Consider the following 14,801-nt stretch of genomic DNA (forward strand, 5'->3'; position numbering starts at 1 on the left):
GCGACACCGGGGGCTGCTCCCGGCACGGGGAGTGGCCCCGACTCAGGGGGAGGCTAGGGGTACTTGCGCCCCGGACGCCCGCCGTAGCGTGGGGCTCGCCCGCGCATAACCGCTCCGACGCGCGCCTGCTGCGTCGCGCCGAGACGCCATGGGAGATCCACGATGACGATCGAGCTGAGCACCGTGACGCCGGACGACGCGGTGATCCAGTTGTTCAGTCCGCCGCAGCCGGCGGACCCGTTCCCGCTCTACGACGTGCTGATGGGCACCGACCGGGTGTACCGCAGCCCGTCGCTCGGGCTGTGGGCCGTGACGGGGTACGCCGAGTCCTCGGCGATCCTGCGCGCCAACACCACCCGCAACGGCCCGCGTGCGGCGAGCACCATGCGCCCGGACTGGGCGGAGCACGAGGCGCTGCGGATGTACCTCAGCGCGCTGATCACCCTCGACCCACCGGACCACACCCGGGTCCGGGGTCTGGCCGGCAGGGTCTTCACCCCGGCTGCGGTGCGCGCCCTGGGGCCCAGCATTCAGCGGCTGATGCGCCGTCACCTCGACGATATCGTCGAGCAGGCGGACGGTGGCGCCCCCGTGGACCTGATCAAGGCGCTGGCCAGCCCGTTCCCCGTCGCCGTCATCAGCGAGATGCTGGGCGTACCGGACGAGGACGGCATGCACTTCTACCACGTGGCCAACAACTGGTCCCGGGTCTGGTCGGGCGGCTACTACTCGGAGGACGACCTGGCCCGCGCCGACGAGGCGGCGGTCGAGCTGCGCGAGTACTTCGACCGGATCCTGGACGAGCGCCGCAGGAGTCCACGCGAGGACCTGCTGTCGACCCTGGTCCGCGAGGGGGACAACGCGCGCCTGTCGCCGGAGGAGACGATGTCGCTGGCGACGTTCCTGTTCGTCGCCGGGTTCGAGACCACGACCTCGCTCATCAGCGCCGGGCTGACCTCGCTGCTGGAGCATCCGGACCAGCTGGAGCTGTGGCGCCGCGACCCGTCTGTCACGTCGACGGCCGTGGAGGAGCTGCTGCGCTACAACACGCCGATCACCGCCGCCAGCCGGATGATGAAGGAGGACACCCCGCTGGGTGACCAGGTCGTCCCGGCGAACAGTCTGGTCGTCGCGCTGCTGGCAGCGGCCAATCGCGACCCGCGCCAGTTCACCGACCCGGGCAGGCTGGACCTCACCCGCAGCGAGGGCGCCAACCTGGCCTTCAGCGCGGGCCCGCACTTCTGCATGGGCGGCAACCTGGCACGCCTGGAGGCCTCGGTGCTGTTCCCGGCCTTCCTGGAGCGCTTCAGCAGCATCGAGGTGGTGGGGACGCCAGCGCGCCGGGACGCCATCGGGCTCAACGGCTACGAAGAGCTCCAACTCGTCCTGGGCTGACCCCGCGTCGCACTCGTGTCGACCCCGCGTCGCACTCGTGTCGACCCCGCGTCGCACTCGCCTCGAGACTGCGTCGAACCCGCGTTCCGGAAGGGAACCGATAATGTCATCCGTTGATCCCGCTGCCTGGCTGCGGCGGTACCACCCCGTCGGCGACACGGTGCCGCGGCTGATCTGCTTCCCGCACGCGGGCGGGTCGGCGAGCTATTACTTCCCCTTCTCCGGGGCGATGGCCGCGACGGGTGCCGCCGAGGTCAGTGTGGTGCAGTACCCGGGACGCCAGGACCGGCACAAGGAGCCGTGTCTGACAGACCTGCGCGAGATGGCGGCGTACGTCGTGGAGTCGGTGGTGGCCACCGACGACGGCCGCCCGGTGTCGTTGTTCGGCCACAGCATGGGTGCGCTGCTCGCGTTCGAGGTGGCGCTGCAACTGCAGGAGCGGGCGGTGCTCCCGGCCGACCAGCTGTTCGTCTCCGGTCGGCGTTCGCCCAGCAGGCCCAGGAGCGAGAACGTACACCTGCGCGACGAGCAGGGGCTGTTGCGCGAGGTGCGTGAGCTCAACGGCACGGGCTCGTCGATGCTGGACGATCCGGATGTGCGGGAGATGATCCTGCGGCCGATGCGGGCCGACTACCGGGCGCTGGAGACGCACCGGTACAGCCCGACGCGGCGGCTGCAGGCCCCGATAACCGCCTTCGTCGGCGACAGCGACCCGCGTACCTCGGTCGACGACGCCGGGCAGTGGGGCGCGGTCACGAGCGGCGACTTCGACCTGCAAGTCCTGCCCGGCGGGCACTTCTACCTCGTCGAGCAGTGGACGACGGTGGCCGAGCTGCTGGGCAGGAAGCTGGCCGACGCAGGCCGGATCCCGCTCTGACCTGCGCAGGTCGGATCTCTGACCTACCCCGGCCGGGGCCCGCCCTGACCTACGGCCTGGTCCCCTCAGACCTACGCGTCAGGCGTCCTGCCCGACCACGACCGCGGTCATCACGAGATTGTCGTCGGCCGCCCACCGCCCGGAAAGGGCGGTCAGCGGCCGGCCGCTCAGCATCGGTCCGGGGATGAGGATGCGGGCAGTGAACGTCCCGTCGGGGTCGATCGTCACGGTCGCATCCTCGAAGTCCAGCCACTGCCGAGCCACCGGAAACCATGCCTTGTAGACGGACTCCTTGGCGCTGAAGAGGATGCGGTCCCAGGCGATCCCGGCCGACTTCGGCAGCGCCGCCAGGGCGGTGAGGTCCTCGGGGCGGCCGATCGCCGGCAGGACGCCCTCGGGCAGGGCATGGTTGGGCTCGGCGTCGATCCCGAGGGTCGCCACGTCGCTGCTGCGTGCCACCACGGCGGCGCGGTAGCCGGCGCAGTGCGTCATGCTTCCCACCACCCCGGCCGGCCAGCTCGGAGCGCCCCGTTCTCCCGGCACGAGCGGCACGGGCGGGTGGCCGAGTGCGGCCAGCGCGTCCCGCGCGCAGGCCCGGACGGTGGCGAACTCGGTCTGTCGCTTCTCGACCGCATTGGCGACGACGGCCTGCTCCTCGGGGAACAGTTCGATGTCCGCGCGGTCGGTGAAGGACTGAACCCAGCGCACCGAGGACGGCAGGATCCCTTCGATCATGCGTCGTGGCCCTTCGTACGAGGCAGGATCTCCCGGGCGAGGTCGGGCCGGAGTCCGAAGCGGCGCCACTCGCGGGGGTAGCCGAGCGAGACCTCTTCGAAGGGGACGTTGTCGTAGACGGTGTGCCGGGGTATGTGCAGGTGGCCGTAGACCACGACCTTCGCGCCGAAGCGGGTGTGCCAGTCGGCGGTGCTCACCGTTCCGCACCACTGCACGAACTCCTGATGGATCATCACCTCGGTGGGCGTGCGCACCAGCGGCCAGTGGTTGACCAGGACCAGCGGCAGGTCGCCCGCCACCTCCCGCAGGCGCCGCTCGGTCTCCTCGACCCGGGCGGCGCACCACGCCTGGCGGGTCGGGTACGGGTCCGGGTGCAGGAAGTACTCGTCGGTGCAGACGACCCCGGCGTCGAACGCCTTGGCCAGCGACTCCTCCCGGGTTGTCGTCCCCGGCGTCAAGAAGGTGTAGTCGTACAGCAGGAACAGCGGCGCGATCCGGACAGGCCCCCCCGATCCCGTCCACACCGGGTACGGGTCCTCGGGCGTGAGCACGCCGAGCCGGCGGCACATGGCCACCAGTTGCTCGTAACGCTGGACGCCGCGCAGCGGGCTGGTCTCCTGCTTGACCGTCCACAGCTCGTGGTTGCCGGGGACCCAGATCACCTGCGCGAAGCGGTCCCGCAGGAGGGCGAGTGCCCACTCGATGTCGGCCATCAACTCGCCGACGTCGCCGGCGACTATCAGCCAGTCGTCGGGGGAGCCCGGCATCAGGCCCTCGACAATGCTGCGGTTCTCGGCGTAGGCGATGTGCAGGTCGCTGATCGCCCGCAGTGCCCCCTGTGTCGCCGCCCCCTGTGTCGCCACGTGATCAGCTTAGACGAGGAATGCGGGGGCGGGGTCCGGTTACGGGTCCTGTGGTGCGAGCTCTGGGGGCCGGTTTCTGGGGTTCGATGACCGATGCGCGGTCCTCTTGCCCGACGGCGAGCGCTTCGGGCCGCGCAGGGAACGGCTGACGTCGCGAGGCACCGAGGACCGTACCGTCACGGCTTGCCGGGCGTGATACGGATGCCGGCCCGGGCGCATGGGGCGAGGAGTTCCAAGTGCCGTACCGGGGACCTTGCTTGGGCCGTGCTGCTGACGGTTGCGAACGTCCGCAGGTGCTCGTACGGCCCGCCGGCGAGATCGCCGGCATCCCGTATTCGACTCTGCGCCCCGTACTGGAGTGCTCTCAGCGACAACTGCGCCGGCTGGGCTCTCCGGGGTACCTGGGGACCCGCCTCGGCGGTCGGTAGCGGACAGTCACCGTTCGACGTGCGGGGGTGACGAGGTCCTGGTTCGCTGGTTGAGCCCGCTCTTCCTACTGTCAAGGAGTGACAATGAGCGCAGCAGGCGAATCCCGAGGTCGAGCTCAGCAGATGCGCGAGAAGGCACAGCAGCTGTCCGAAGCCGCGGAGCGCGCGACTGACCCGCAGGAGCGTCAGAAGCTGCAGGAGAAGGCCCGCCGACTGCAGGAGCAGAGCCGGCAGGAGGGCTCGATGGGTGGGCAGGAGCAGTCCCCGCCTGCGTGAAGCACCTGGCCATCACAGGCCCATGGCCTCCAGTCCGCTGTGCGGACTGGAGGCCATGGGCAGGCGAGGTACGGAAAGGCAGGGAGTACCGTGCAAAGCGACCCGCAGTACACGACACCGGTCGTCGTCACGCTCAGCGATTGCTCGAAGGAGGACGCCGACACCGTCTTCCACGTGCTGGCGCAGTCCTTCATCTCGGACCGCGCCGATGACGATGCACCGCAATACACGTCCCACCCGCACACGACCGTGTGGACGTCGACGTTCGAGGTGTCCCCCGCGCACGCGCCGGCCGTGCCCGTGCAACTGACAGCACCCGTCGAAGTCGGTGTGCAGGGCACCTACTGGGGGGTGGACCGGCTGGGCGAGACGCTGGCGGCGTCGTTCGTCGTGCAGGTGGAGGGCATGGCCGCCGGTGACCAGGAGAAGGACGTCCAGTTGCGACTCGAGAGCGGCATCCGCTAGTCCGGCCCAGGAGGCACCAGGCCGGCTCGGAGCCCACCGGGCCCGCCCGAAGCCGGTGGCCCCGCCCGGTCGCGGAAGCCGCCCGCACGGCCGGAGTCCGCCGGCGCGGCCGGCCCGGATGTCCGGCCGGTATCCGGGCGCTCTGCGTTGCCGGACCGTCCGTACCGCGCAAGTGTCGAAAGACCGAGCTCGAGGAGGACAGTGCCATGCCCATCGCCACGGTGAATCCCGCCACCGGAGAGACGCTCAGGACGTTCGACGCGCTCGGAGCTGAGGAGATCGAACGGCGCCTTGCGCTCGCCACGGCCGCCTTCGGGCAGCACCGCACCACGGAGTTCAGCCGGCGGACGGAGTTGATGAACCGCGCCGCGGACCTTCTGGACCAGGACCGGCAGGACATCGCCCGCACCATGACCACCGAGATGGGCAAGACAATCGTGGCCGCCCGCGCGGAGGCGGCGAAGTGCGCGAAGGCGATGCGCTGGTATGCCGCGCACGCCGAGCAGCTCCTGGCCGACGAGTATCCTGCGGCCGCCGACGTGAAGGACTCCGGTGCCTCCCACGCCCGCGTCCACTACCGTCCGCTCGGCGTTGTCCTGGCCGTGATGCCGTGGAACTTCCCGCTCTGGCAGGTCGTACGGTTCGCGGCCCCCGCGCTCATGGCCGGCAACGTCGGTCTGCTCAAGCACGCTTCGAACGTGCCGCAGACTGCCCTGTACCTGGAGGACCTCTTCCACCGGGCCGGCTTCCCGGAGGGCTGTTTCCAGACACTTCTCGTGGGCTCCGGCGCGGTCGAGAACATCCTGCGCGACCCCAGGGTGGCCGCCGCGACACTCACCGGCAGCGAGCCGGCCGGGCGCTCCGTCGCCGCCATCGCGGGCGACGAGGTGAAGACGACCGTTCTGGAGCTCGGCGGCAGCGATCCCTTCGTCGTGATGCCGTCGGCCGATCTCGAACGGGCGGCCCGGACGGCGGTGACAGCCCGGGTGCAGAACAACGGCCAGTCCTGCATCGCGGCCAAGCGTTTCATCGTCCACGCCGACGTGTACGAAGACTTCTGCGAGCGATTCACCGCGGGGATACGGGAGTTGACCGTGGGTGACCCGATGCAGGAGTCCACCGACGTCGGTCCGCTCGCCAGCGAACAGGGCCGTACGGACCTCGAAGCGCTGGTCGCCGACGCCCTGCGCCTCGGCGCGAAGGCACGGTGCGGAGCCCGGCGTCCCGAGAAACTGGACCGGGGATGGTACTACGAGCCCACGGTCCTCACCGAGATCTCCGCCGGCATGCGGATTCACCACGAGGAGGCCTTCGGTCCGGTGGCCACGGTCTACCGTGCGGCCGGCCTCGATGAGGCGGTGGCCCTCGCCAACGACACGCCCTTCGGGCTGAGTTCCAATGTGTGGACCCGTGATGAAGGGGACGTGCGCCGGTTCGAACGGGACATGGAGGCCGGCGGCATCTTCTTCAACGGAATGACGGCCTCCCACCCCGCGCTGCCCTTCGGTGGCGTCAAGCGCTCCGGCTACGGCAGGGAGCTGTCGAAGCACGGTATCCAGGAGTTCTGCAATATCACCACGGTGTGGCACGGCGCCGAGCCGGACGACAACAGCTGACCCCCCCCGCAGACTTCCGGCCCGCGCGGCGGGCCGAGGTCGGGAGCAGGAATCATGCTTCTGCCGGACAGGGCGCTGCTCGCCGGGCTGCTGCGGCGCTGCCGAGCCTGGGAACATCTGGTCATCGCGGAGCCGAAGGACCTGGTCGGACGGCGTCGGCTGGAGGATCTCGCGTACACCCTGTGTCCTGACGGGACAACGCACCGCGCGTGAGGCGATAGTCGCGGCCGAGTTGTATCTCGGGCTGACCCGGCCGGCCAGATCGACCCGATCCGTGGCCGACTCGCCCGTGTCGCTGTTGGGCCGAACGGGTGAGGGGCGCGAGGATGGTGACATGAGTAGGTACGAGAGGTACGACGTCACCGACGAACAGTGGGAGGGTCTGGCCCAGGTCGTCCCGCTGCGCAGTCGTAACGAGTGGCCTTCGCGGGTCGACCACAACACCATCCCGCAGGACTACGCGGCCGCCGAGCAGCGACGTTTCGTCGTGCTGCGGGTGCAGGTCTTCGCCGACGCGCGCGAGGTCGCCGAGTACCTCGTCGCTCAGATCCCGGTACTGCTGGACCTCACCGGCGCCGAGACCGAAGTGGCCAAGCGCATCCTGGACTTCAGCAGTGGTGTCGTCTTCGGCCTTGGCAGCGGGATGCACCGGGTCGACCGGAATGTCTTCCTGCTCGCCCCGGTCGGCACGGAGGTCGAGGGGATCGCGGCGGCCGTCCCCCGTTCGTAGGAAGGTCGTCGAGGCGGAACGGTTCGGCGCGTTTCCTGCTGCGTACCGTCCCGCTCATGGACGTAACCACGCTCGACGGCACGAACTGCACCCGCCCCACAGTCACCGAACTGCGGCTCTCCGCCTTCAAATCGCACCGGGGTGCGGTCCTGCCCATCGGTCCGCTGACGCTCTTCGCGGGCGTGAGCGGCAGCGGCAAATCGAGTGTCCTGCAGATGTACGAGGCGCTGGCGCGGCTCGGCGCGGGCGACGAGCTCGAAACGGCCTTTCCGGATCCCTCGGCCTGTGTGCCGGAGTGGGCGGAGGCCGACGGGCAGGGCCGGCGGGGATTCCGGATCGGCTGCACGGTCGACGGCCCGGCCGGTCCCGTGGAGCTCGATCTCGCGGTGCAGGCGGAGCCCGAACTGCGCGTGGTGGGCGAGCGGCTGACCAGCGGCGGGCGCTCCCTGCTGACCACCGCGCTGCGCGATCCCGGACGGTCTTCGGTGCAGGCCGCCTGGCACACGGCAGGGGCCGCGACCGTGACGCGGGCCCCGCTGCCGGACGACCGGCTCGGCACGGCGCTGCTGCCGCTGCGTGTGGCGGGCAAGACACGGGGCCAGTTACAAGTCCTCGCCGCCGCAGAGCAGGTCGTCGTGGCGTTGCGGTCGGTCTTCGCCTGTGATCCGCAGCCCCAGCGGATGCGTGAGCCGGTTGTTGCGGGGGAGGGGCGGCTGCGGCGCGGCTGCGACAACCTGGCTGAGGTGCTGCACCGCACGCGGAGCCAGTGCGCCAAGCGGCATGCCCGCCTGGCCGCCGCGGCGCGGGTGGGATGCGCGGGCGACGTGGCGGATCTGGCCGTCGAGGAACTCGGCGACGGAACGGTACGGGCGCTCCTCGGCCGGAGCGGTGCGCGGGGATCGACGCCCGTGGGGCGTCTCGGCGAGGGCGAGTTGAGGTATCTGGCGCTGGCGCTGGTACTGCTCACAGGGCCGGGTGTGCTGGCCATGGACCAGGCGGCCGAGGTGCCGGCGGCGTACCAGTCGCTCACCGTCCTGGCGGACGGTTTCGACCGCTGCCTGGACCCGCGCCAGGCGCGGGAACTGCTTTCTCTGGGCGCGGAGATGTGCGCCCGCGGACACATCCGGCTGGTGGGAGCGGTCGCTGATGCCTCGTATGCGCGTGGGGTGGACGGGGTGACGGTGGTAGACCTGGTGCCGTGACGAGAGAAGACGGACTGGATGTGGACGGGTTGCAGCGCAGGCTGGCCGAGTTCGCGGCGGCGCGCGACTGGCAGCCGTACCACACCCCGAAGAACCTGGCTGTGGCGCTGAGCGTCGAGGCGTCAGAACTGGTGGAGATCTTCCAGTGGTTGACGCCCGAGCAGTCGGCGCGAGTGATGGAGGAAGAGGAGGCGGCGCACCGGGTGCGGGACGAGGTCGCTGACGTGCTCGCGTATCTGCTGCAGTTCTGCGAGGTGCTCGGGATCGACGCGCTGGCGGCGCTCTCCGACAAGATCGACCGGAATGAGATTCGCTTCCCGGCGAAGTGATTTTCGACCGGTTCGCCGCCCCCTCACGCATGTCTTCGTCACTCTATGGAGTTGGGGAGTTATCCCCATCGGCCTTGGTGTCCATAGATTTCCGAATTCCCCTGGCGTTCAGGCTCAATGAGCTTCACTCTGGGTAATGAACTGAGTGGGCAGTAAGTCGTACGAACGGGGGCGGCGTACATGGATGCGGAGCGGCTCATCGGACTCAGTCGGCACGCCTTGGCGCAGAGCCGGGCGGTGCCGGACATTGTCGCCGAGGCCTGGCAGGCGCAAGTCCTCGCCCAGGCGATCGGCAGTCGGCTGGCGCTGTGCGGGCCACTGGAGCTGAGAAGCGAGGCGCGCGGGCTCAGCGAGATCGGTGGTCGAGGGTGCGGGGTGCTCGACCATCCGATGGTGCGCAGCGGCGGGGTCCGCGCCGCGCAGCTGTCCGAAGTGGCGGACGCGCGGCGGACGTTGATCGGGCTGAGTGTGCTGTTGGGTGATGTGGGGATCGCACTGGTCGGCGTCGCGTGCGCCACCGATGAGGAGGGGTTGTACTGGCAGTGCATCGAGGCGATAGACGCCGCTGACGAGTCGAACGACCGGGTGCGTGGAATGCTGCGCCGGCTCGCGGCGCGGGATTCGGAGAGACCGCCCGACACGATCCGGGGCAGAGCCGGTCCTGCGGCCGCGCGGGAGACGATGTCGGACTCGCCTCCCTCGCCGCCTCGCATGCTTCCCTCGCCTTCTTCGCCTTCCTTGCCTCCTTCGTCCCCTGCGTCTCCCTCGCCTTCCTCGGCGGACTCGGTGGGGGAAGTGGACGCGATGGATGCGGTGGACTCGGCGGCGGGGCCGTCATGACCTCGGGTACGGCTTACGACCGCCCCTGCGATGGGGGTCGGGGCATGCCGGCGTGATGTGGGTCGGACGGTTCAGCAGCACGTCACCGCCTGCGTGAAGACGCGGTCAGGCGGGCTGCCACAGCTCGACCCGATTGCCCTCAGGATCGGTGACCCAGCCGAATCGACCGACACCCTCCATGTCCTGTGTTTCTTTGGCCACGTCCGCTCCCTTGGCGCGCAATTGCGCGAGCATCGCATCTAGGTCGCGGACCCGGAAGTTGAGCATGGTTTGCTGGGCGCGGGACCCGAAGTAGTCGGTCCCGGACTCGAACGTCGCGAATACCGTCGGCCCGGCTCCCTGACGCCACAGGCCGTTCTCATCGGCGTCCAGGCCCAGGCAATCGCGATACCACGCGCTCAGGGCCGCCGGGTCGGAGGCCCGCATGAAGTATCCACCGATTCCAAGCACACGTTCCATGCCGCCATCTTGCCAGGACGGCGATCGGGCGGGCCGGCACCACACCATCGCCCGCTTCACCCCCCGTCTCCATCGCGGGGGAACCTGTTACTGCGCAGGCGTGGCGGCCTCCTCGGCCCGGGGCCCTTCCCGACGCGGACAGCGCGGGCCGCCGGGCTGACGGTTTTCACCCGGGCGAGCCGGTGGCGGCATGGCGCCGACGGTGGGCTCGACGACCGTTCGACGGTGCAGGATGGATGCATGGATCTTCGAATCTTCACCGAGCCCCAGCAAGGGGCGAGCTACGACACCTTGCTGACCGTTGCCAAGGCCACCGAGGACCTCGGGTTTGATGCCTTCTTCCGCTCCGACCACTATCTGAGCATGGGCTCCGCCGACGGCCTGCCCGGGCCGACCGACGCCTGGATCACGCTGGCCGGGCTGGCGCGCGAGACCAAGCGGATCCGCCTCGGCACGCTGATGACCGCCGGGACGTTCCGGCTGCCGGGCGTGCTGGCCGTCCAGGTCGCGCAGGTGGACCAGATGTCGGGCGGCCGGGTGGAACTGGGCCTGGGCGCCGGCTGGTTCGAGGAGGAGCACAAGGCGTACGGCATCCCCTTCCCGAAGGAGAGGTTCGGGAGGCTGGAGGAGCAGCTGGCCATCGTCACGGGACTGTGGGCCACAGACGTCGGCAAGACGTTCTCGTACGAGGGCGCGCACTACCAGCTGGCCGACTCGCCCGCGCTGCCCAAGCCCGCCCAGGGGAAGGTACCGGTGCTGATCGGCGGGCACGGGGCGAGCCGGACCCCGCGGCTGGCCGCGCAGTACGCCGACGAGTTCAACATTCCGTTTGCCTCCGTCGCGGACAGCGAGCGGCAGTTCGGCCGGGTCCGCGCCGCAGCCGAGGCGGCGGGGCGCGGGGCGGACGAGCTGGTGTACTCCAACGCCCTGGTCGTCTGCGTGGGCAAGGATGACGCGGAGGTGGCACGCCGGGCGGCTGTCATCGGACGGGAGGTGGACGAGCTGAAGGCGAACGGGCTGGCCGGCTCACCCGCCGAAGTGGTCGACAAGCTCGGACGGTACGGCGCGATCGGCGCGTCCCGGATCTATCTCCAGGTGCTGGACCTCGATGACCTCGAGCATCTCGAGCTGATCTCCTCACAGGTCCAGCCCCAGCTGGGCTGAGGCCGAACCGGACACCTGGGAGTTCTCGTGAAACCCGTCCGTACACTCGCCGCCGCGCTCGCCGAAGGCGTCGTCGTCCTCGACGGGGGGCTGTCCAACCAACTGGAGGCACAGGGCTGCGATCTGTCCGACGGCCTCTGGTCGGCTCGGCTGCTGGCCGACGATCCACAGCAGATCGAAGCGGCCCACACGGCGTATGTACGGGCGGGCGCCCAGGTTCTCATCACCTCCAGCTACCAGGCCACCTTCGAGGGCTTCGCGCGCAGAGGCGTGGCACGGGAGGAGGCCGCGGGGCTGCTGGCCGGCAGTGTGGAACTGGCGCGGAGTGCGGGTGAGGCGGCTCGGCGCGAGGTGTGGGTCGCGGCCTCGGTGGGGCCGTACGGCGCGATGCTCGCGGACGGCAGCGAGTACCGGGGACGGTACGGGCTGTCCGTGCCGGAGCTGGAGCGCTTCCACCGGCCGAGGATCGAAGCGCTGGCCGCGGCGGGCCCCGATGTGCTCGCCCTGGAGACGGTGCCGGACACGGACGAGGCCGAGGCGCTGCTGCGGGCGGTCGAGGGGTGCGGGGTGCCGGTCTGGCTCTCGTACAGCATCGCCGGCGAGCGGACCCGGGCAGGCCAGGAGCTGGCGGCTGCCTTCGCCCTCGCCGTCGGCCGGGAGCAGGTGATCGCCGTCGGGGTGAACTGCTGCGGGCCGGGTGACGCGGACCGAGCCGTGGAGCTCGCGGCGGCGGTGACGGGCAAGCCGGTGGTCGTCTACCCCAACAGCGGAGAGCGGTGGGACGCGGCCGAAGGGGCGTGGCGCGGCGGAGTCACCTACGACCCGGCCAGGGTGCGGGACTGGCTGGCGTCCGGTGCCCGGCTGGTCGGCGGCTGCTGCCGAGTGGGGCCGGGGCAGATCGAGGAGCTTGCGGCACTGGTGCCCCGTGCGGGTGGCGAGCAGTAGGGCCGGTTGGCAGCGGGCGGGCCGTATGACCGGTCCGCGGCGGGTTCACCGGGCTCGGCCAACCGCCGGCGCCGCGGGCAGTGCTGTGAGGGCCGGTCCGCCGTCTTGACCGGAGGCAGGCCGAGGCGGAAGGCCCACCACCGTCATCGGCGCGACGACCGCAGCTGCCATCAACGGCTGGTCAGCAGCACGGCTCAGGAGGTCCGCCCGCCGGCACCCCGGCTGTCGCTACTCCAGGCCGGAGACCTTGAACACCGAATGGGCCGTCTCACCGTCGATCCTCTGCGACAACTGCCGCAATGCCGTCGCCCCGCAGAGAAGGGTCCCTCGGCCCAGGGAGGTTCGGGCGCCCGCATCGAGCAGACGCCACAGCTGCGGGTTGGTGACGAGCACCCGCGGGTCCAGCTCGACCCGTCCGCCGTAGAGGTCACGCAGGACCAGCCGCTGCGCGACGCCGTCTGACCAGCGCACCGCCACCAGGCAGTCCGTGCGCACTCTCCGTTCAAGCAGCAGGCTGCGCGAGGCCAGCCAGCCCTCGCCGGCGGTCACCCTCGCCGGCAGCAGCACCACGAACAGCAGGATCGCGAGCGCCGTCCAGAGGGCGGCGCGCTCGGTGGTGAGGCCGCCGGAGCCGCAGTCGATCACCAGCAGCAGGCAGAGAAGCAGCGCTGCGCAGCCGACGGCGGATCGCGTGTCGCCGGTCCAGTTCCCGTCGCGCGCAGCCTCTCCGGGGGGCTCCGAGCGGTCCGCGTCGCACCCCGGACGAGATGGTGTGATTCGCCGTCCCATGCAGCCGACGCTAGGGGCGCCGAACGGCCTGCGCCCGGTTTATTGATGAACCGCTGACGTGGTGTCGGCCGGCTTTGACGTCGTCCTGACGGGGCACGTCATGAACTCGTGAAGATACGGCCACCACGTGACAAGAAGGCGCCAGCGCCGGGCAAGGCCGGCCGGATGCGGGCCCACCCTGAGCGGACCTGGAACAAAGGAGCTCACCCGCATGTCCGCCATGACCACCGAGTCCAGCACCGCGCCCAGCGCTGAGGAGCCCCCGGATACTGGCGCCCGTCACAAGCTGACCGCAGGTGCGCGCCGTGACGGTCTGCTACCCCGATCCGGAGGATCGTGCGCAGACCGAGACCCTGGAACGGGACTGGGAGCTGTGGAACCCGGGCGTCCCGCTGGTACGCGTTTCCTCGGCCCGCCGCACGGTCGGCCGTCCGATCGCCGCATACGTACGCGAGTTGGCATCCAGTCATCCGGGCACTCGGATCACCGTGCTCATCCCCGAGGTCGAACCGGCCCGCCTGTGGCAGCGGGTTCTGCAGAACCAGCGTGGTGCGGTCGTGGCGCATGCGGTGCGTCGTGACACGGACGCGGTGATCTGCAGGCTCCGCTTCCGGCTCGACTGAGCTGCTTGTCACCTTCCTCTTGCGGCGGGCTCTCTTCTTGCGTGCGCGCTCGGACATGGCTCTGAGCCGTCCCTTCAGCCGCTGTGGCCGACGAGGACGTCGGCGAGCTTGTTGAGACGCTTGACCGTGCGCTCTTCGGTGGCGGCGGGCGCGGGCTCGACGCGCTCGTCGCGGTCGTAGTAGGCGCCGTTGACGATCTCCACCGCGGGGTCGCAGAGCCGTACGACATGGGAGGCGCCGTCGGCGGCCGTGGCCCCGTTGTGGCCGTACAGAGGAAGCAGCGCGGTCTCACAGATGCCGGGGTGGACGGAGACGGCCGTCACCCTCGGGTCGGCCGCGAAGACCGTGAGGGCCAGCTGCGACTGGGCGTACGCGGCGAGCCGGGCGTAGCGGCGGGCGCGGTTGGGGTCGCTCCACTGGATGGAGCCGGTGCGGTGCAGCGAGGAGGACACGTTGACGACTCTGCCGACTCGGCTGCCCGGCACCCTGGTCAGTGCCCGCTCCAGCAGGCCGGTGAGCAGGTAGTGGGCAAGGAAGTTGACCTGGAAGGCGAGTTCGTTGCCGTCCGTGGTGACGGTGTGGCGCTCGGGCGCGGCGATCGCGGCGTTGTTGACGAGGATGTCCAGGTGCGGGTGCTCGACGACGACGCGCTCGGCCATCGCCTCCACTTCGTCGAGGCGGGAGAAGTCCGCGCCGAAGGGGCACACGCGCTCGGCGGGGATCCCGGCCGTGCTGACGAGCCTGTCGGTCGCCGCCCGTGCCTCTTCGGCAGTTCGGCCGTGCACGAGGACGGTGGCGCCGCGCTCGGCGAGCAGCCGGGCGGTCTCGTAGCCGATGCCGGAGGTGGCTCCGGTGACGAGGACAGTAAGGGAGAAAAGGCTTGAGCCGGGCATGGTCCATCCAAGGAAGGTGGGCGTGCGGATACGAAGAAGGGGCGCCGGACAAGGTCACGGCGCCCCGGGGCTACGGACTGCGCGTCAGCCGACGGCCGTCAGCCGAAGGCGAGCGTGTCCGGGCAGCGGGGCACACGGCGGGGCGCCGGATGAGGCGGCCGGTCGAGAAGGA

At 70.4% G+C, this 14,801-nt stretch carries 16 protein-coding genes and 2 pseudogenes; 13 read left to right on the forward strand and 5 right to left on the reverse strand.

Annotated features, from left to right (window positions below; all coding sequences use genetic code 11):
- Positions 1 to 162: 162 nt before the first annotated feature.
- Positions 163 to 1,395, forward strand: a complete 1,233-nt coding sequence (locus OG966_RS30760; protein WP_326653230.1) for a cytochrome P450 — start codon at positions 163 to 165, stop codon at positions 1,393 to 1,395.
- A gap of 103 nt (positions 1,396 to 1,498) precedes the next feature.
- Complete coding sequence (locus tag OG966_RS30765) at positions 1,499 to 2,272, forward strand: thioesterase II family protein (RefSeq protein ID WP_326653231.1); 774 nt, start codon at positions 1,499 to 1,501, stop codon at positions 2,270 to 2,272.
- Positions 2,273 to 2,350: 78 nt separating this feature from the next.
- Here the strand turns inward: OG966_RS30765 and OG966_RS30770 are convergent, their stop codons facing one another.
- Both OG966_RS30770 and OG966_RS30775 read right to left on the reverse strand, forming a co-directional pair.
- The gene (locus tag OG966_RS30770) at positions 2,351 to 3,007 is read right to left on the reverse strand and encodes a 4'-phosphopantetheinyl transferase family protein (RefSeq protein WP_326653232.1); all 657 of its coding nucleotides are present in this window, start codon (positions 3,005 to 3,007) and stop codon (positions 2,351 to 2,353) included.
- The gene (locus tag OG966_RS30775) at positions 3,004 to 3,870 is read right to left on the reverse strand and encodes a metallophosphoesterase family protein (RefSeq protein WP_326653233.1); all 867 of its coding nucleotides are present in this window, start codon (positions 3,868 to 3,870) and stop codon (positions 3,004 to 3,006) included. The genes OG966_RS30770 and OG966_RS30775 overlap by 4 nt, the downstream gene beginning before the upstream one ends.
- 512 nt (positions 3,871 to 4,382) lie before the next feature.
- Between OG966_RS30775 and OG966_RS30780 the strand changes: the two genes are divergently transcribed.
- The 8 genes and pseudogenes from OG966_RS30780 to OG966_RS30815 form a co-directional block, all read left to right on the forward strand.
- Positions 4,383 to 4,574, forward strand: a complete 192-nt coding sequence (locus tag OG966_RS30780; RefSeq protein ID WP_326653235.1) for a DUF6381 family protein — start codon at positions 4,383 to 4,385, stop codon at positions 4,572 to 4,574.
- A gap of 90 nt (positions 4,575 to 4,664) precedes the next feature.
- On the forward strand, positions 4,665 to 5,039 hold the full coding sequence (locus tag OG966_RS30785) for a hypothetical protein (protein ID WP_326653236.1): 375 nt from the start codon (positions 4,665 to 4,667) through the stop codon (positions 5,037 to 5,039).
- Positions 5,040 to 5,245: 206 nt separating this feature from the next.
- On the forward strand, positions 5,246 to 6,655 hold the full coding sequence (locus tag OG966_RS30790) for an NADP-dependent succinic semialdehyde dehydrogenase (protein WP_326653237.1): 1,410 nt from the start codon (positions 5,246 to 5,248) through the stop codon (positions 6,653 to 6,655).
- A gap of 54 nt (positions 6,656 to 6,709) precedes the next feature.
- Entirely contained in the window at positions 6,710 to 6,868 is a 159-nt protein-coding gene (locus tag OG966_RS30795; RefSeq protein ID WP_326653238.1) for a DUF5133 domain-containing protein, read from the forward strand.
- Between the two features lie 121 nt (positions 6,869 to 6,989).
- Positions 6,990 to 7,385 (forward strand): cell division protein SepF, encoded by a 396-nt coding sequence (locus tag OG966_RS30800; RefSeq protein ID WP_326653239.1) that lies wholly within the window; start codon positions 6,990 to 6,992, stop codon positions 7,383 to 7,385.
- Between the two features lie 56 nt (positions 7,386 to 7,441).
- On the forward strand, positions 7,442 to 8,587 hold the full coding sequence (locus OG966_RS30805) for an AAA family ATPase (RefSeq protein ID WP_326653240.1): 1,146 nt from the start codon (positions 7,442 to 7,444) through the stop codon (positions 8,585 to 8,587).
- Positions 8,584 to 8,916, forward strand: a complete 333-nt coding sequence (locus OG966_RS30810; protein WP_326653241.1) for a nucleotide pyrophosphohydrolase — start codon at positions 8,584 to 8,586, stop codon at positions 8,914 to 8,916. Before OG966_RS30805 ends, OG966_RS30810 begins: the two co-directional genes overlap by 4 nt.
- Positions 8,917 to 9,096: 180 nt before the next feature.
- Positions 9,097 to 9,585 (forward strand): annotated as a pseudogene (locus OG966_RS30815) (DUF6099 family protein); the annotation flags it as partial.
- Positions 9,586 to 9,861: 276 nt separating this feature from the next.
- Here the strand turns inward: OG966_RS30815 and OG966_RS30820 are convergent.
- Positions 9,862 to 10,215 (reverse strand): VOC family protein, encoded by a 354-nt coding sequence (locus tag OG966_RS30820; RefSeq protein ID WP_326653242.1) that lies wholly within the window; start codon positions 10,213 to 10,215, stop codon positions 9,862 to 9,864.
- Positions 10,216 to 10,455: 240 nt separating this feature from the next.
- Between OG966_RS30820 and OG966_RS30825 the strand changes: the two genes are divergently transcribed.
- Positions 10,456 to 11,379: an LLM class F420-dependent oxidoreductase gene (locus OG966_RS30825; protein WP_326653243.1), complete on the forward strand. Its 924-nt coding sequence runs from the start codon at positions 10,456 to 10,458 to the stop codon at positions 11,377 to 11,379.
- Positions 11,380 to 11,406: 27 nt separating this feature from the next.
- Positions 11,407 to 12,324, forward strand: a complete 918-nt coding sequence (gene mmuM, locus OG966_RS30830; protein ID WP_326653244.1) for a homocysteine S-methyltransferase — start codon at positions 11,407 to 11,409, stop codon at positions 12,322 to 12,324.
- Positions 12,325 to 12,552: 228 nt separating this feature from the next.
- Here the strand turns inward: mmuM and OG966_RS30835 are convergent, their stop codons facing one another.
- Positions 12,553 to 13,113 (reverse strand): hypothetical protein, encoded by a 561-nt coding sequence (locus OG966_RS30835; protein WP_326653245.1) that lies wholly within the window; start codon positions 13,111 to 13,113, stop codon positions 12,553 to 12,555.
- 293 nt (positions 13,114 to 13,406) lie between these two features.
- Here OG966_RS30835 and OG966_RS30840 point away from each other — a divergent pair.
- Positions 13,407 to 13,736, forward strand: a pseudogene (locus OG966_RS30840) (amino acid permease); the annotation flags it as partial.
- 74 nt (positions 13,737 to 13,810) lie between these two features.
- Here the strand turns inward: OG966_RS30840 and OG966_RS30845 are convergent.
- Positions 13,811 to 14,629 (reverse strand): SDR family NAD(P)-dependent oxidoreductase, encoded by an 819-nt coding sequence (locus tag OG966_RS30845; RefSeq protein ID WP_326653246.1) that lies wholly within the window; start codon positions 14,627 to 14,629, stop codon positions 13,811 to 13,813.
- Positions 14,630 to 14,801: the final 172 nt, after the last annotated feature.

This window comes from Streptomyces sp. NBC_01750, from assembly GCF_035918095.1.
Classification (GTDB): Bacteria; Actinomycetota; Actinomycetes; order Streptomycetales; family Streptomycetaceae; genus Streptomyces.